Source organism: Bradyrhizobium sp. P5_C12 (assembly GCF_054049735.1).
The window spans coordinates 16,877-29,548 of the sequence record NZ_JBFULU010000026.1 but is presented as its reverse complement, the minus strand read 5'-3'; the positions used below and the strand labels follow the sequence as shown (position 1 = coordinate 29,548).

Sequence of the window (12,672 nt, the reverse complement as noted above, 5' to 3'; positions counted from 1 at the left end):
TCAGCGCATCGCAGCGCTTCTAGCGACCGCTTCCTCGACCGGCATCGCCGCGCGCAGCAGCAACGCCGCCACAGCCGGGATATCATCGAGATGGACGGTCGGCAGCCGGGTTTCAACCACCGTGTCGGCCGCGATCCCGACAATTCCGGGATCGTCGGGGAACAGCAGCGGCTTGGCGTTGGCGGCGCGATGCACCTCGATCTTGCGATGCGGTTCGCGCTTGAAGCCTTCGACCACGACGAGATCGACCGCGGACAGCTTGCTCAAGAGTTCCGGCAGCCGCGGCTCCGCCGCACCGCGCAATTCATGCATCAAGGCCCAGCGGTTCGCCGAGGAAACCAGCACCTCGGCCGCGCCCGCCTCGCGATGCCGCCAGGAATCCTTGCCGGGCACGTCGACGTCGAACTGGTGATGGGCATGCTTGATGACGGAGACGCGCAGGCCTTGCGCGTTGAAATGCGGGATCAGCCGCGTCAACAGCGTGGTCTTGCCTGCACCGCTCCAGCCCGCAAGGCCGATGACTTTCATCGCAACTCGATCTCCGCCAGCCGTGTCATGCGGCCGGAACCGCCTTCTCCTTCGTCGTATGCATGCTTATATCGGCTTGACCCGAATGTCATGCTAACCTCGCGGCCATGATGAAGATCGACAAAGCCCCCGTCCCCCTGATCGTCCCTGACACGGCCGACCCGCGCCTGACCGAGCGCGTGACCGGGACCGACCAGAGCGGCGCAAAAGTCGAGATCAAGGTACCGGTGGAGCGGCCGCTGACGCTCTACCTGAATTCCCAGGAGATCGTCACCATGATGACGATCGGCGACTACCCGGAATATCTGGCGCTGGGCTATCTGCTCAACCAGAACATGCTGAAATATGATGACGCGGTCATCGAGGTCGAATACGACGACGATCTCGAGGTCGTGGTGGTGCGGACCGAGCACCACACCAATTTCGAAGCCAAGCTGAAGAAGCGCACGCAAACCTCGGGCTGCGCGCAGGGCACTGCGTTCGGCGATCTGCTAGAGGCGGTCGAGAGCGTCGCGCTGCCGAAGGCCGAGCTGCGCACCTCCTGGCTCTACCAGATGACGCAGACCATCAACACCATGCCCTCGCTCTATCTCGAGGCCGGCGCGATCCACGGCTGCGTGCTGTGCAAGGAAGGCACGCCGCTGTGCTACACCGAGGACGTCGGCCGTCACAACGCCGTCGACAAGATCGCGGGCTGGATGTACCGCCACGGCGTCGACGCGTCCGACAAGATCCTCTACACCACCGGCCGCCTTACCTCGGAAATGGTGATCAAGACGGTGCGGATGGGGATTCCGATCCTGGTGTCGCGCTCGGGCTTCACCGCCTGGGGCGTCGATCTGGCCCGGCAAGTCGGGCTGACGCTGGTCGGCCGCGCGCGCGGAAAGCGGTTCATCGCGTTGTCGGGAGAAGAACGCATCGTCTACGACCAGAACCTCGCTTACGTCGAGGAAGAATCGGCGAAGCACAAGCGCAAGGGTGAGGCTGGTGACGACTAGTATTCCGGCGACGCGCATTCCGCCGACTGTTGGCGTGCTGCTCGCCGGCGGCCTGGCGCGGCGCATGGGCGGCGGTGACAAGCCGATGCGCACCATCGGCGGCCGCACCATCCTGGAGCGCGTGATCGCGCGCCTGACGCCGCAATGCGCCGGGTTGATCCTCAACGCCAACGGCGATCCGGCCCGCTTCGCCGCGTTCGGCTTGCAGGTCATCGCCGACGACGTGCCCGGCTTTCCCGGCCCGCTCGCCGGCATCCTCGCCGCGCTCGACTGGACCGCGGCGAACCGGCCGGAGATCGAATGGGTGCTCAGCGCCGCAGGCGATTGCCCGTTCCTGCCGCGCGATCTCGTCGCGCGCCTGCATGAAGCGCGAGAGCGGGAGAGCGCGCAGCTTGCAGTCGCCGCATCAGGCGACCAGTCGCATCCGGTGATCGGATTGTGGTGCGTTGCCTTGCGCGACGAATTGCGCCACGCGCTGGTGGTCGAGGACCTGCGCAAGATCGACCGCTGGACCGCGCGCTATCCGCTCGCGACGGTGACGTGGCCGGCCGAGCCGCTCGATCCGTTCTTCAATGCCAACACAGTCGAGGACATCGCCGAGGCCGAGCGGCTGGCAGCGCTCGATGCGGCGCTCTGACAAGAAGCGTCGGCGCAAGCGCGAGCGGGCCGCTCAAGCCGCCAGCGGCACGGTCCAGGCGTCGTAGCCATAGACCCAGCTCGTATCGGTTCTTTCCCTTAGCCAGATGTTGGCGCGCGAGGTCTCCTGCACCCGCGTGGTCCGTTCCTTGCGCGTTGCCTCAAAACGGCGGAATGCGGCGGCGACGCCGTCACGGTCGATGCCGTCGAGGCAACGCGACAGCACGGCGGCGTCTTCGATCGCCATGGCTGCGCCTTGCGCCATGTAGGGCGTCATCGGATGGCAGGCATCGCCGAGCAGCGTCACCTTGCCGTCGGCCCAGCGATCCAGCGCGTCGCGATCCATGATCGCCCATTTATGCACGTCGGGACATGCGGCAAGCACCCGAGCGACCTGCGGATGAAAGCCTTCGAACGATGCGCGCAGATCGCGCACGTCGCCCTTGGCCGACCAGGACTCGATGCGAAAATCCGGCTCGGGCTGGCTGGTGACGAGGTAGACCTCGCTGCGGTCGGGCTTGACGTAGTAGATGACGATGTGGCGATCCTCGCCCCACCATTTGGTGCAGTCGTCGATTCCAGCGCCGCCGAGCAGCGCCGCGGGATAGGTGGTGCGATAGGCGATGCGGCCGGTGAACTTGACCGGCGCGGTGTCGAACAGGATGTCGCGCACGACCGAATGGACGCCGTCCGCGCCGACCACCGCATCGGCGACAGCACTCGTGCCATCGGCAAAAGTCAGCCGGACACCGTTGCCGGTCTCGTCGAGACCAATCAGCTTGTGGCCGAGCCTGACACATTGGTCCGGCACCACGCTCGCCAGCGCCGCATGCAGATCGCCGCGATGGGCGAGCAGATAGGGCGCGCCGAATTTCTGCTCCGCGCTCTCGCCGAAGATCATGTCGAACTTGATGTCGCCGCTCTTCCAGTCGCGATTGTTCCAGGAGCGGGGATAGAACGCGTGCTCGCGCATCCGCCCCTCCAGCCCCAGCGCGCGCAAGACTTTCATCGCGTTGCAGCCGATCTGGATGCCGGCGCCGATGCGGGCGAACCGGGTCGCCTGCTCGTAGACCGTCACGTCGATGCCGACACGCCGAAGTGCGGCAGCGGTCGCAAGCCCGCCCATCCCGGCACCGACGATCGCAACCGAAAGCGGCCTTGCCATCGCGTCCCCCACCCTGTCGCGCGGCTTGAACGCCGCATCGTCGTCTAGAGCATGATCCGGAAAAGTGTGTAGCGGTTTTCCGAGAAGATCATGCTCAAATAAAAGACCTAAAGCGCGACCACGCGCTTTAGGCGGGCCGGAAGCCCGCTTGCTCCAGTGCCGCACGCGCCTCGTCCGAGCCGAGTGCGTCGAGAAAGGCCTGCACCGCCGGACGCTGCTTGCACGCCGTCACCAGCGCAAAGTCATAATGCTCTTCCGCGAGCGGAATGAAACCGAGGCCGACCGCATGGGCGACCGGCGCAATGGTCATGCCCCAGTCGGCGCGGTGCTGCGCGACGGCTGCGGCCACGGCGTTGTGCGAGCGCGGCTGGTTCCAGTAGCCCTCCGGGCGGGCGCCACCGAGCAGCCGGTCGATCAGGATGCGCGTGCCGGCGCCCTGGTTGCGATTGACCATGATGCAGGCGGGGTCCGTGAGCGCGGCGGCAACGGCGTCCTTTGCGCTGAGGCCCTCGAAGCGCTTGTCGCCCTTCCGGAACACGATGCCCTGCATCCGCCGCCAGCCCGGCACGAGCTCGAGGCCCTCGACGAGATAGGGCGTGTTGTAGGTCTCGCTCTTGTCGTCGAACAGATGGATCGGCGCCAGATCGCATTCGCCCCGCTTCGCCGCCGCAAGTCCGCCGAGACTGCCGACCGCGATCGACCGCACGGCCAAGCCCGCGCGCGCGAGCGGCGCGGTGACGAGATCGAGGCCGGTGCAATGGCTGCCGACGATGACGAGATCGGGCACGCGCACATGCGGCGTGAACAGCGTCACCTCGGCCTCGGTGCCGGCCGGCATCTGATCGGCCAGCGCATCGATGCGCAAGAAGCCGTCGGCCTGCGCGAAGGAGGTGATGGCACCGGACCCCTTGCCGGAGGGGTAGGCGATCAAGCCGTCCTTGCCGTCGACCAGCGAGACCATGACGAACTCGGTACGGCCGAGCTCGGAAGCGATACGCACCGGCACGGTCGCGTTCACCTTGGCGTCGGAGCGCGGCGGCAGGCCGGCCATGCGCCGCAGCACAGGCACGATCATGTCGTGGAAGGTGAACATCGCCGAGGTCGGAAAGCCCGGCAGGATCACCACCGGCTTGCCGTCGCATACCGCGAGGCACAGCGGCTTGCCGGGCTTCAGCGCAACGCCATGCGCGATGATGCCGGGCGTGCCGAGCCGGCCGATGATGCGGTGGGACAGATCGCCCGCGCCCTTCGACGTGCCGCCGGAGAGCACCAGCATGTCGGCGTCCGTCAGCGCGCGGCGCATGGCGGATTYGAGTTTCGCTTCGTCGTCGGGAATGGCGCCGAGGAAGATTGCCTCACCGCCGTTCTCGTCGATCGCCGCTGCGACGATCGCGCCATTGGTGTCGTAGATCGCGGCGGGCGGAAGCACCTGGCCGGGCTGAACCAGTTCGTCGCCGGTGGAGATCACGGCGACCCGCGGCTTGTGCGCGACAGTCACCTCGGCAATGCCGCAGGCCGCCAGCATGCCGATCTCGCGCGAGCCGATGATCGTACCGGCGCGCAGCAGCGCCTCGCCGCGCGCGATGTCGGACCCGGCGTACGACACGAATTGCCCCGGTGAGGCGGCGCGACGGACGTCGATCGCATCCGATCCGACCGGCTGGGTGTGCTCGACCATGACGACGGCGTCGGCGCCGCGCGGCACCGGACCGCCGGTGGCGATCGGCGTCGCGGTTCCCGCCGCCACTGGCAGCGTCGGCGCAGTGCCGCAGTGGATGGTCTCCCCGTTCAGCGCAAGGCGAACGGGCACACCTTCGCCGGCCCTTGCGAGGTCGGCCGAGCGGACGGCAAAGCCATCGACATTGGAACGATCGAAGGGCGGAACGTCGATCGGCGCAGTGACGTCCTCGGCAAGCGCCGCGCCAAGCACATCGGCAAGCGGGCGCGTTTCGCTCGGCAGCGCGCGCGGAAACAGCGCGGCCTCGAAGCGCGCCAGCGCTTCCTCGCGCGACAGGATCTTGAGGAACTGTTCCTGTTCGAGTTGCGGCAGCGGATTCATGGTCATGTCCGAACCATATCACTCCTGTATCAGATAGGCATCGACCGGCGCGCCCGCACCAAATCCCTCGTGGCTAGCGGAAATGAGCAGCCATGCATCCGCGCCGGCGATTGCCTGCAACGGCCATTCACCCACCGCGAGCGGCAGCCACGCGCGCTGCTCGTCCGCCAACAACACGACTTCGGCGATGCCGACACCCGATGCAATCTTGCGCGCAAGCGGCAAGGTCACCGGACGCCGCGGCCGCCGCGCCGACAATCGGTCGATGACCGGAAGCACGAGCGCGAACCAGGCGGCCAGCGCATGATCCGGCGAGCCGGGCAAGACGACAACGGGAACTTTTCCGAGCCGCCCGACCGCGGCGGTGCGTCCGGGCTGGAGCGCAAGGCCATGGGCGATCACCTCACCGCGCCGCGCCAGCGCCGTGACAGCGGCATCGCGGCGACCGACGCCGCTGCCGCCGATCGTGACCACGAGATCGCAGGAGGACGCATCGAGCGCATCGGCGATCGATGACGCGTCGCGCGTGCCGGCTTCGTGCGTCGTTACATCCAGTCCCGCTGCACGTGCGATGTCGGCAATCATATGCGTCGTCGCCGTCGCATCGGGCACATTGACGATGCGCAGAAGCGGCCGGCGAACGCTCAACCTGTCCACCCCCGCCACGCGCGCGAGCAGCAGAGCGGCCGCACCGACGGGATGTCCCTCCGCGCCGGCGGGCGTCCGTTCTGCGACGTCGCTTCCGGCGCGCCTGACGCCCTGTCCGGGCAGCCCTTCGGCCAGCACCTGAGCGAGCGCACCCGACACGTCCACCGCATCGGCGTCGAGCACACAATCGCATCCGTCGGGCATGGCTTCACCGGCCTCGACCCATGCCGGGGCTTCTGTCAGCGGCAGCGGCGAATAGGAGGAGGCACCGACGAGATCATTGGCGCGCAACGCCCAGCCATCGGCAGCCGCGATATCACGAGGCGGATGGGCTGCGAGCAACGGCGCCCCCGCCGCGATGCAGCCGGTCGCCTCGGTCAGCGGCAATTCGATCGGCGCGATCGGATCAACGCCTCGCAGCAACGCGGCGAGCGCGGTGTCGAGCGGCGTGAGCGATGGCGGCAGGCGCTGGGTCATGCGCCATGATGGACCATGCATCGCCCGGTTTGGCAACCGCTCACGGCACGCACATCAGCCGGCCGACTTGTCCGCATTGGGGAAGAACAGCTGCTGCCCGTCGACCTTGTAGCCGGCGATCGCGGCCTGGCCATCCGGCGAGATCAGCCAGTCGATGAAGGTCTGCCCCAGTTCCTTCTTCACGTTCGGAAATTTTTCCGGATTGACCAGCATCACGCCGTATTGGTTGAGCAGCCGCTTGTCGCCTTCGACGAGGACGTCGAGGTCGCCGCGATCCTTGAAAGCGATCCAGGCCCCACGGTCGGACAGCAGATAGGCGTTCGCCGCGCGCGCGGCATCGAGGGCCGCGGCCATGCCCCGTCCGGCCTCGCGATACCATGCGCCCTTGGCGCTGGCGATGTCGATGCCGGCGACGATCCAGAGCGCGAGCTCCGCGGCATGGGTGCCGGAGCGATCGCCGCGCGTCACGAACGGCGCGCCCTTGGCCTCGATCGCCTTCAACGCGGCCGCGATGTCCTTGCCCTTCACCCCGGCGGGATCGCTCTTCGGCCCGATCAGCAGATAGTCGTTGTACATCACGTCGAAGCGCTTTGCGCCAAAACCGTCGGCGACGAATTTCTCCTCCTGCGGCCGCGCATGCATCAGCACGACATCGACCTCACCCCGTCGCGGTCCGTCGAGCACCTCATCGGCACGCCGTGCGATCACCGTCACGTCGATGCCGGTCTTGTCGTGGAAGATCGGCAGCAGGTAGTCGAGCAGGCCTGACTCCTGCGTCGCTGTCGTCGTGGCCAGGACGATCGCGCGATCCTCCGCGGATGACGCCGCAATGCCCGCGGCAAGGCCGCAGAGAAGCGCAAATGCAGCGGAGAGGCGGCGAAAGGCCATGACCGGGTTCCCGTTCGATACGATGCGGTCATCATGATGATCGATTGCGCCGCACTCGTGACGCGTTTGCCCATTCACCACGCGCAGCGACAACAAGAGATAGAGCGCGAGCTGGACCACTACCGACGCCGCGCGTCCGGCGATCGCGCCGAGACGGGTCGCCCGGGAAAGATCGGCAACGCACCGACCGGCATGTCGACTGCGACGGCGAAAGCAACGATCGCAAGGCCCGCACCACGCGAGCGACTGAGGATCGTGATCAAAGTGAAATCGCTTGTCAGCATGTGTTGCAAAGCAGCGAGATCATCAGGCATGGTTCGCGCGGACCGAAATTGAACTGCAGAATTCCACCTGCGTCGAACCTCAAAAAAGAAGCAAGAATTTGCATAGGAATGCAGGATGGAATTCCTGACGACCAGTGAAGCCGCCGACTATCTCAGGCTCGGCGAGCGCAAACTGTACGAACTTGTCACCAACGGCGCGATCCCCTGCACCAAGGTGACCGGAAAGTGGCTGTTTCCCCGGCACGAGCTCGACCTCTGGGTGTTGTCGGGACTGGCGCGTCCGGCCGGCATGCTGACGGCGGAGCCGCCGCCGGTCGTGGGCGGCAGTCATGACGAGCTGTTGGATTGGAGCCTGCGCGAGTCGGGCTCCGGCCTCGGATCGATGAGCGAGGGCAGCGCGCGCGGGCTCGAGCGCTTGCAGCGCGACGAGGTGATGGCCGTGGCGGTGCACTTCCACAGCCTGGATGCGGCCGACAATCCCGCCAGCGACGCCAGTGTCGAGGCGCTGCGGGCCGCTCCGGACCTGCACGATGCGGTGCTGGTCGCATTCGTGCGCCGCGAGCAGGGTCTGATGCTGCCGCCGGGCAATCCCAAGCGGCTGCGCGGCCTGTCCGACGTGCTCGCGCTCGGCGCCAGGATGGCGATGCGACAACAAGGCACAGGTGCGCAGATGTTGCTTGACGTGCTGCTGAAGCGCGCAAGCGCCACGATGCGGGATTTGCGCCGGGTGGAGACGCCGGGCCTGACCGGTCCGGATCTCGCCGAGGTGATCCGCGCGGGACAAGCCGATTGCGGGGTGGCGACGCGCGCAGCGGCGCGCTCGGCCGGCCTCGATTTCGTGCCGCTGGCCTGGGAAAACTTCGACCTTGCGATGCGGCAGCGCAGCTATTTCCGCCCCGCCATGCAGGCCCTGATCCGATTCCTCAGCGAAAGACGGCTGCGGCAGCGTGCCGAGGAGCTCACCGGCTACGATCCCTCGCCGGCGGGGCAGATCCGCTTCGCGGCCTGACATTGACGCCCGCCCCCAAATAGTTGCAAAAGAAACCAATTCAGCCGGGCATACCCGGACGGCAACACCGGCCAACGAGCCGGATCAGGGGAGGACAAGCGTGAATCCAACGAGATTTGGACTGCCGGTCGCTGCCGGCTTTGCAGCCACGTTCTTGGCGGCGACGCTGATGTCGGGCGCCGCAATGGCGCAGGTTTCCGACGACGTCGTCAAGATCGGCGTGCTCACCGACATGAACGGCCCGGCCTCCGCGCCGACCGGCCAGGGCTCGGTGACGGCGGCGCAGATGGCGATCGACGATTTCGGCGGCACCGTGCTCGGCAAGCCGATCAGCATCGTCATTGGCGACCACCAGCTCAAGGCCGACATCGGCGGCGGCATCGCGCGGCGCTGGTATGACGTCGATCAGGTCGATCTGATCGTCGACGTGCCGGTCTCGGCGGTCGGGCTCGCGGTGCAGAACGTCGCCAACGAGAAGAAGCGGCTGTTCATCACCCACTCCACCGGCACCGCGGATTTCCACGGCAAGTTCTGCTCGCCCTATGCGATCCAGTGGGTGTTCGACACCCGCGCGCTCGCGGTCGGCACCGCTGACGCCGTGGTCAAGCGCGGCGGCGACAGCTGGTTCTTCATCACCGACGACTACGCCTTCGGCCATTCGCTGGAGCGCGACGCCTCCAGCGTGGTCACCGCCAACGGCGGCAAGGTGCTGGGCTCGGTGCGGCCGCCGCTGGCAACGCCCGACCTCTCGTCGTTCGTGCTCCAGGCGCAGGCCTCCAAGGCCAAGATCATCGGCATTGCCGCAGGTCCCCCCAACAACATGAACGAGATCAAGACCGGCTCGGAATTCGGCGTGTTCAAGGGCGGCCAGCAGATGGCGGCACTGCTGGCGCTGATCACCGACATCCACGGCCTTGGCCTGCAGGCGGCGCAGGGCCTGTTGCTGACGACCTCGTTCTATTGGGACATGGACGACAAGACCCGCGAATGGTCGAAGCGCTATTTCGCCAAGATGAACAAGATGCCGTCGATGTGGCAGGCCGGCGTCTATTCGAGCGTGATGCACTATCTCAACGCCATCAAGGAAACCGGCACCGACGATCCGCTCAAGGTCGCCGCGAAGATGCGCGAGAAGCCGATCGAGGATTTTTTTGCCCGCAACGGCAAACTGCGCGAGGACAATCTGATGGTGCACGATCTCTGGCTGGTGCAGGTGAAGACACCGGAGGAGAGCAAATATCCGTGGGACTATTACAAGATCCTCACGACCATCTCGGGCGACAAGGCGTTCGGGCCGCCGGACCCGGCCTGTGCGATGGTGAAGAAGTGACGATCGCTTAAAGCGATCGTCATTCCGGGGCGGTGCAAAGCACCGAACCCGGAATCTCGAGATTCCGGGTTCGCGCTTTGCGCGCCCCGGAATGACGGCCGCTTAGGGAGCGACCGTCACTTCATCACCCCGATCTCGCGAAAGTACTTCACCACGCCCGGATGAATCAGCTCCGGCCTCGGCGCGGCGGCGACCGTGTTCGCCGCGGTCGTCTCGCAGGCCTGCGCGAGCTGCTTGCAGAACGTCGCCTCGACGCCGTGCAGCGTCTTGGCGAGGCGATAGGCGACATCGTCGGGCAAATCCTCGCGCGTGAGGACAAAGCTCCAGGAGCCGAGCGAGGCGATCGGCTCGGACTGTTTTGGATAGCTGCCGGCCGGCACGGTCAGCGGCTTCAGGAACGCATGCTTTGCGCGGATGCGCGCGATCTCTTCAGTGCTCGGGGCGATGAAGCGTGCGCCGGAGGCGCTCGACGCCACCGCAGCAAAACCGGGCCAACCGATGCCGGCGCCCCAAAGTGCTGCGACACGTCCGTCCTCGACCATCGCAGGGCCATCGCCGGCGCGGTCGAGATAGACAGCCTTGAAGTCCTCGTCCTGCTTCAGGCCGAGGCCATCCAGCACATAGCGCGCCAGGATCGGCAGGCCGGAGCCCTTGGCGCCGAACGCGACGGGCTGGCCGACGAGATCGCGAATGGTCCTGTAGGGACTGTCCGCCCGCACCACGAACATGCCGGGATTGGAATAGATCGCGGTGAGAATCTTCAGCGCCACCTTCGCGCGGCCGATGCCTGCAAAAGCCTCGTAGGCCGGTTCGCCCGCGACCAAAGCGAGATCGAGCTCGCCTTTCTCCAGCAGCGGAATGTTCTCGTTGCTGCCCTTGGTGTTGCGCGGGGCGATGGCGAGCGACGGGTCCGCCGCGTTCATCGCTTGCGCAAAGGCATTGCCATAGAGCGGAAAGCCGCCGCCGGGCGTCGCGGTGCCCAAGCTGAGTGTCGTGGTCGGAATGGCATTGCCTCCGGTTTGAGCGGCGGCGGGGCTTGCGAGCAGCGCCGCGCCGAGAAGGATGGTGATTGCGAATTTCATGGTCGTTCCCGGCCGCCCCGCGTCAACATCGACTTCAGGCGATGTAGGCAGCGGGCGGTTTTTGTGAAAGCATGCAGTCCAACGACAATAATGCAATGGGAGACGTCATGTTGCGAATTTTGCGGTGCGCTGTTTTCGGGCTCACGTTGATATCAGGCCTGTTCAGCGCCGCACCTCCCGCCTCCGCCGCCGACTATCCCAACCGCCCCGTGCACTGGATCATCGGCTTCTCCGCCGGTGGTCCGGTCGACATCGTGGCGCGGATCATGGCGCAGTGGCTGTCGGAGCGTCTCGGCCAGCAATTCATCGTCGAGAACCGTGCCGGCTCCGGCGGCAACATCGCGGCCGGCGCCGCGATCAACGCGCCGGCGGACGGCTACACCCTGCTGTTCGTCGCGCCCAACAATGCGATCTCGACCTCGCTCTACAAGAAGCTGCCGTTCGACTTCCTGCGCGACACCGTGCCGGTCGCGAGCATCATGCAGCTCACCAACATGCTGGTGGTCTCCAACGCGATGCCGGTGAAGACGGTTCAGGAGTTCATCGACTATTGCAAGGCCAACCCCGGCAAGATCTCCTTTGCCTCCTCCGGTAACGGCACCTCGGTGCACATGTCGGCGGAGCTGTTCAAGGTGATGACCAAGTGCGACATGGTGCACGTGCCCTATCGCGGCTCTGCGATCGCCTTCCCCGACATCATCTCCAACAAGGTGCAGCTGATCTTCGACAACCTTCCCTCCGCACTCGAGCAGGCCAAGGGCGGCAATGTCCGTGCGCTCGGCGTCACCTCGCCGCAGCGCTGGCCGATCGTGCCCGACGTGCCCACGATCGCGGAGACCGTGCCGGGATTCGAATCGGTCGGCTTCTACGGTATCTCCGCGCCGAAGGGCACGCCGCCCGAGATCGTCGAGATCCTCAACAAGGCGGTCGGCGAGGCGCTGAAGGACCCCAAGCTGGTGGCACGTCTCGCCGAGACCGGCGGCATCCCCAAGCCGATGACGCCGGCGGAGTTCGGCAAGCTGGTCACCGACGAGACCGAGAAGTGGCGCAAGGTGGTGGAGTTCGCCGGGGTGTCGGTCGACTAGGGCCGGCCCGCCGCGGGGTCTGTCGCTCGCCGGCAAGGGATTTGGGGGGACCGGCAGGTCCCCTCCAATCAAAAATGGCGAAAACAACCCCATGCACAGTAGAAAAGTCTTGCAGTTACAGGGGGTTACGGAAGTGAAAAAACGAGCCCTCGCGCGGCGATTTGACTTGTCGGGCAAAACAGGAGCATAAGTGCATCATCCGCCAATTTCGGTAATTCGAAAATTACCGGCGTGCTGCGCTAGGGGTTTCCATTCGCCAGAGCCAGCATTGCACCCCCGCCTCCGTCCCTGTAAACGAACCGCGCACCGTTGCCGGCCGCGCCTCCCGCGGACCGTCTCGCGGCGGGGCCTGTAGCTCAATGGTTAGAGCCGGCCGCTCATAACGGTCTGGTTGCAGGTTCGAGTCCTGCCGGGCCCACCAAGGACATCAGGGTATGCGGACACTTTGAAAACGACTCGATTTCCGCTTTAAGAACGACTCGA

At 66.1% G+C, this 12,672-nt stretch carries 12 protein-coding genes and 1 tRNA gene; 7 read left to right on the top strand and 6 right to left on the bottom strand.

The annotated features are described in order from the left end of the window. Positions 1-528: a molybdopterin-guanine dinucleotide biosynthesis protein B gene (mobB, locus tag ACXJMY_RS22640; RefSeq protein WP_456621560.1), complete on the bottom strand. Its 528-nt coding sequence runs from the start codon at positions 526-528 to the stop codon at positions 1-3. Between the two features lie 107 nt (positions 529-635). Here mobB and fdhD point away from each other — a divergent pair, with 107 nt between their 5' ends. Both fdhD and mobA read left to right on the top strand, forming a co-directional pair. Continuing rightward, positions 636-1,526 (top strand): formate dehydrogenase accessory sulfurtransferase FdhD, encoded by an 891-nt coding sequence (gene fdhD / locus ACXJMY_RS22635; RefSeq protein WP_456621559.1) that lies wholly within the window; start codon positions 636-638, stop codon positions 1,524-1,526. Then, positions 1,513-2,163, top strand: coding sequence for a molybdenum cofactor guanylyltransferase MobA (mobA, locus tag ACXJMY_RS22630; RefSeq protein ID WP_456621624.1), 651 nt, complete (start codon positions 1,513-1,515; stop codon positions 2,161-2,163). The genes fdhD and mobA overlap by 14 nt, the downstream gene beginning before the upstream one ends. 33 nt (positions 2,164-2,196) lie before the next feature. On the opposite strand, the gene ACXJMY_RS22625 is transcribed toward mobA, so the two are convergent. From ACXJMY_RS22625 to ACXJMY_RS22610, 4 genes are all read right to left on the bottom strand, one after another. Then, a complete protein-coding gene (locus ACXJMY_RS22625) occupies positions 2,197-3,327 on the bottom strand; it encodes an FAD-dependent monooxygenase (RefSeq protein WP_456621558.1) in 1,131 nt (376 codons plus the stop codon). Positions 3,328-3,454: 127 nt separating this feature from the next. Continuing rightward, on the bottom strand, positions 3,455-5,392 hold the full coding sequence (locus tag ACXJMY_RS22620) for a molybdopterin biosynthesis protein (RefSeq protein ID WP_456621557.1): 1,938 nt from the start codon (positions 5,390-5,392) through the stop codon (positions 3,455-3,457). A gap of 12 nt (positions 5,393-5,404) precedes the next feature. After that, complete coding sequence (locus ACXJMY_RS22615; protein ID WP_456621556.1) at positions 5,405-6,511, bottom strand: molybdopterin-binding protein; 1,107 nt, start codon at positions 6,509-6,511, stop codon at positions 5,405-5,407. A 54-nt stretch (positions 6,512-6,565) separates the two neighbouring features. Continuing rightward, positions 6,566-7,399, bottom strand: a complete 834-nt coding sequence (locus ACXJMY_RS22610; RefSeq protein WP_456621555.1) for a substrate-binding domain-containing protein — start codon at positions 7,397-7,399, stop codon at positions 6,566-6,568. A gap of 33 nt (positions 7,400-7,432) precedes the next feature. Here ACXJMY_RS22610 and ACXJMY_RS22605 point away from each other — a divergent pair, with 33 nt between their 5' ends. From ACXJMY_RS22605 to ACXJMY_RS22595, 3 genes are all read left to right on the top strand, one after another. Then, a complete protein-coding gene (locus ACXJMY_RS22605) occupies positions 7,433-7,735 on the top strand; it encodes a hypothetical protein (RefSeq protein WP_456621554.1) in 303 nt (100 codons plus the stop codon). A 63-nt stretch (positions 7,736-7,798) separates the two neighbouring features. Further along, positions 7,799-8,692: a substrate-binding domain-containing protein gene (locus ACXJMY_RS22600; protein WP_456621553.1), complete on the top strand. Its 894-nt coding sequence runs from the start codon at positions 7,799-7,801 to the stop codon at positions 8,690-8,692. Between the two features lie 100 nt (positions 8,693-8,792). Next, complete coding sequence (locus ACXJMY_RS22595) at positions 8,793-10,022, top strand: ABC transporter substrate-binding protein (RefSeq protein WP_456621552.1); 1,230 nt, start codon at positions 8,793-8,795, stop codon at positions 10,020-10,022. A gap of 116 nt (positions 10,023-10,138) precedes the next feature. Here ACXJMY_RS22595 and ACXJMY_RS22590 read toward each other — a convergent pair whose 3' ends face one another. After that, a complete protein-coding gene (locus ACXJMY_RS22590; protein ID WP_456621551.1) occupies positions 10,139-11,104 on the bottom strand; it encodes a TAXI family TRAP transporter solute-binding subunit in 966 nt (321 codons plus the stop codon). Between the two features lie 107 nt (positions 11,105-11,211). Between ACXJMY_RS22590 and ACXJMY_RS22585 the strand changes: the two genes are divergently transcribed. Together ACXJMY_RS22585 and ACXJMY_RS22580 are read left to right on the top strand one after the other, a co-directional pair. Further along, the gene (locus ACXJMY_RS22585) at positions 11,212-12,189 is read left to right on the top strand and encodes a Bug family tripartite tricarboxylate transporter substrate binding protein (RefSeq protein ID WP_456621550.1); all 978 of its coding nucleotides are present in this window, start codon (positions 11,212-11,214) and stop codon (positions 12,187-12,189) included. A gap of 345 nt (positions 12,190-12,534) precedes the next feature. Next, a tRNA-Ile gene (locus ACXJMY_RS22580) sits at positions 12,535-12,610 on the top strand. Positions 12,611-12,672: the final 62 nt, after the last annotated feature.

Coding starts and splice junctions, on each gene's coding strand:
- ACXJMY_RS22585 (WP_456621550.1), top strand. CDS start 11,212: ATGTTGCGAATTTTGCGGTGCGCTGTTTTCGGGCTCACGTTGATATCA.
- ACXJMY_RS22600 (WP_456621553.1), top strand. CDS start 7,799: ATGGAATTCCTGACGACCAGTGAAGCCGCCGACTATCTCAGGCTCGGC.
- ACXJMY_RS22625 (WP_456621558.1), bottom strand. CDS start 3,327: ATGGCAAGGCCGCTTTCGGTTGCGATCGTCGGTGCCGGGATGGGCGGG.
- ACXJMY_RS22590 (WP_456621551.1), bottom strand. CDS start 11,104: ATGAAATTCGCAATCACCATCCTTCTCGGCGCGGCGCTGCTCGCAAGC.
- ACXJMY_RS22615 (WP_456621556.1), bottom strand. CDS start 6,511: ATGACCCAGCGCCTGCCGCCATCGCTCACGCCGCTCGACACCGCGCTC.
- mobB (WP_456621560.1), bottom strand. CDS start 528: ATGAAAGTCATCGGCCTTGCGGGCTGGAGCGGTGCAGGCAAGACCACG.
- ACXJMY_RS22605 (WP_456621554.1), top strand. CDS start 7,433: ATGATGATCGATTGCGCCGCACTCGTGACGCGTTTGCCCATTCACCAC.
- fdhD (WP_456621559.1), top strand. CDS start 636: ATGATGAAGATCGACAAAGCCCCCGTCCCCCTGATCGTCCCTGACACG.
- ACXJMY_RS22610 (WP_456621555.1), bottom strand. CDS start 7,399: ATGGCCTTTCGCCGCCTCTCCGCTGCATTTGCGCTTCTCTGCGGCCTT.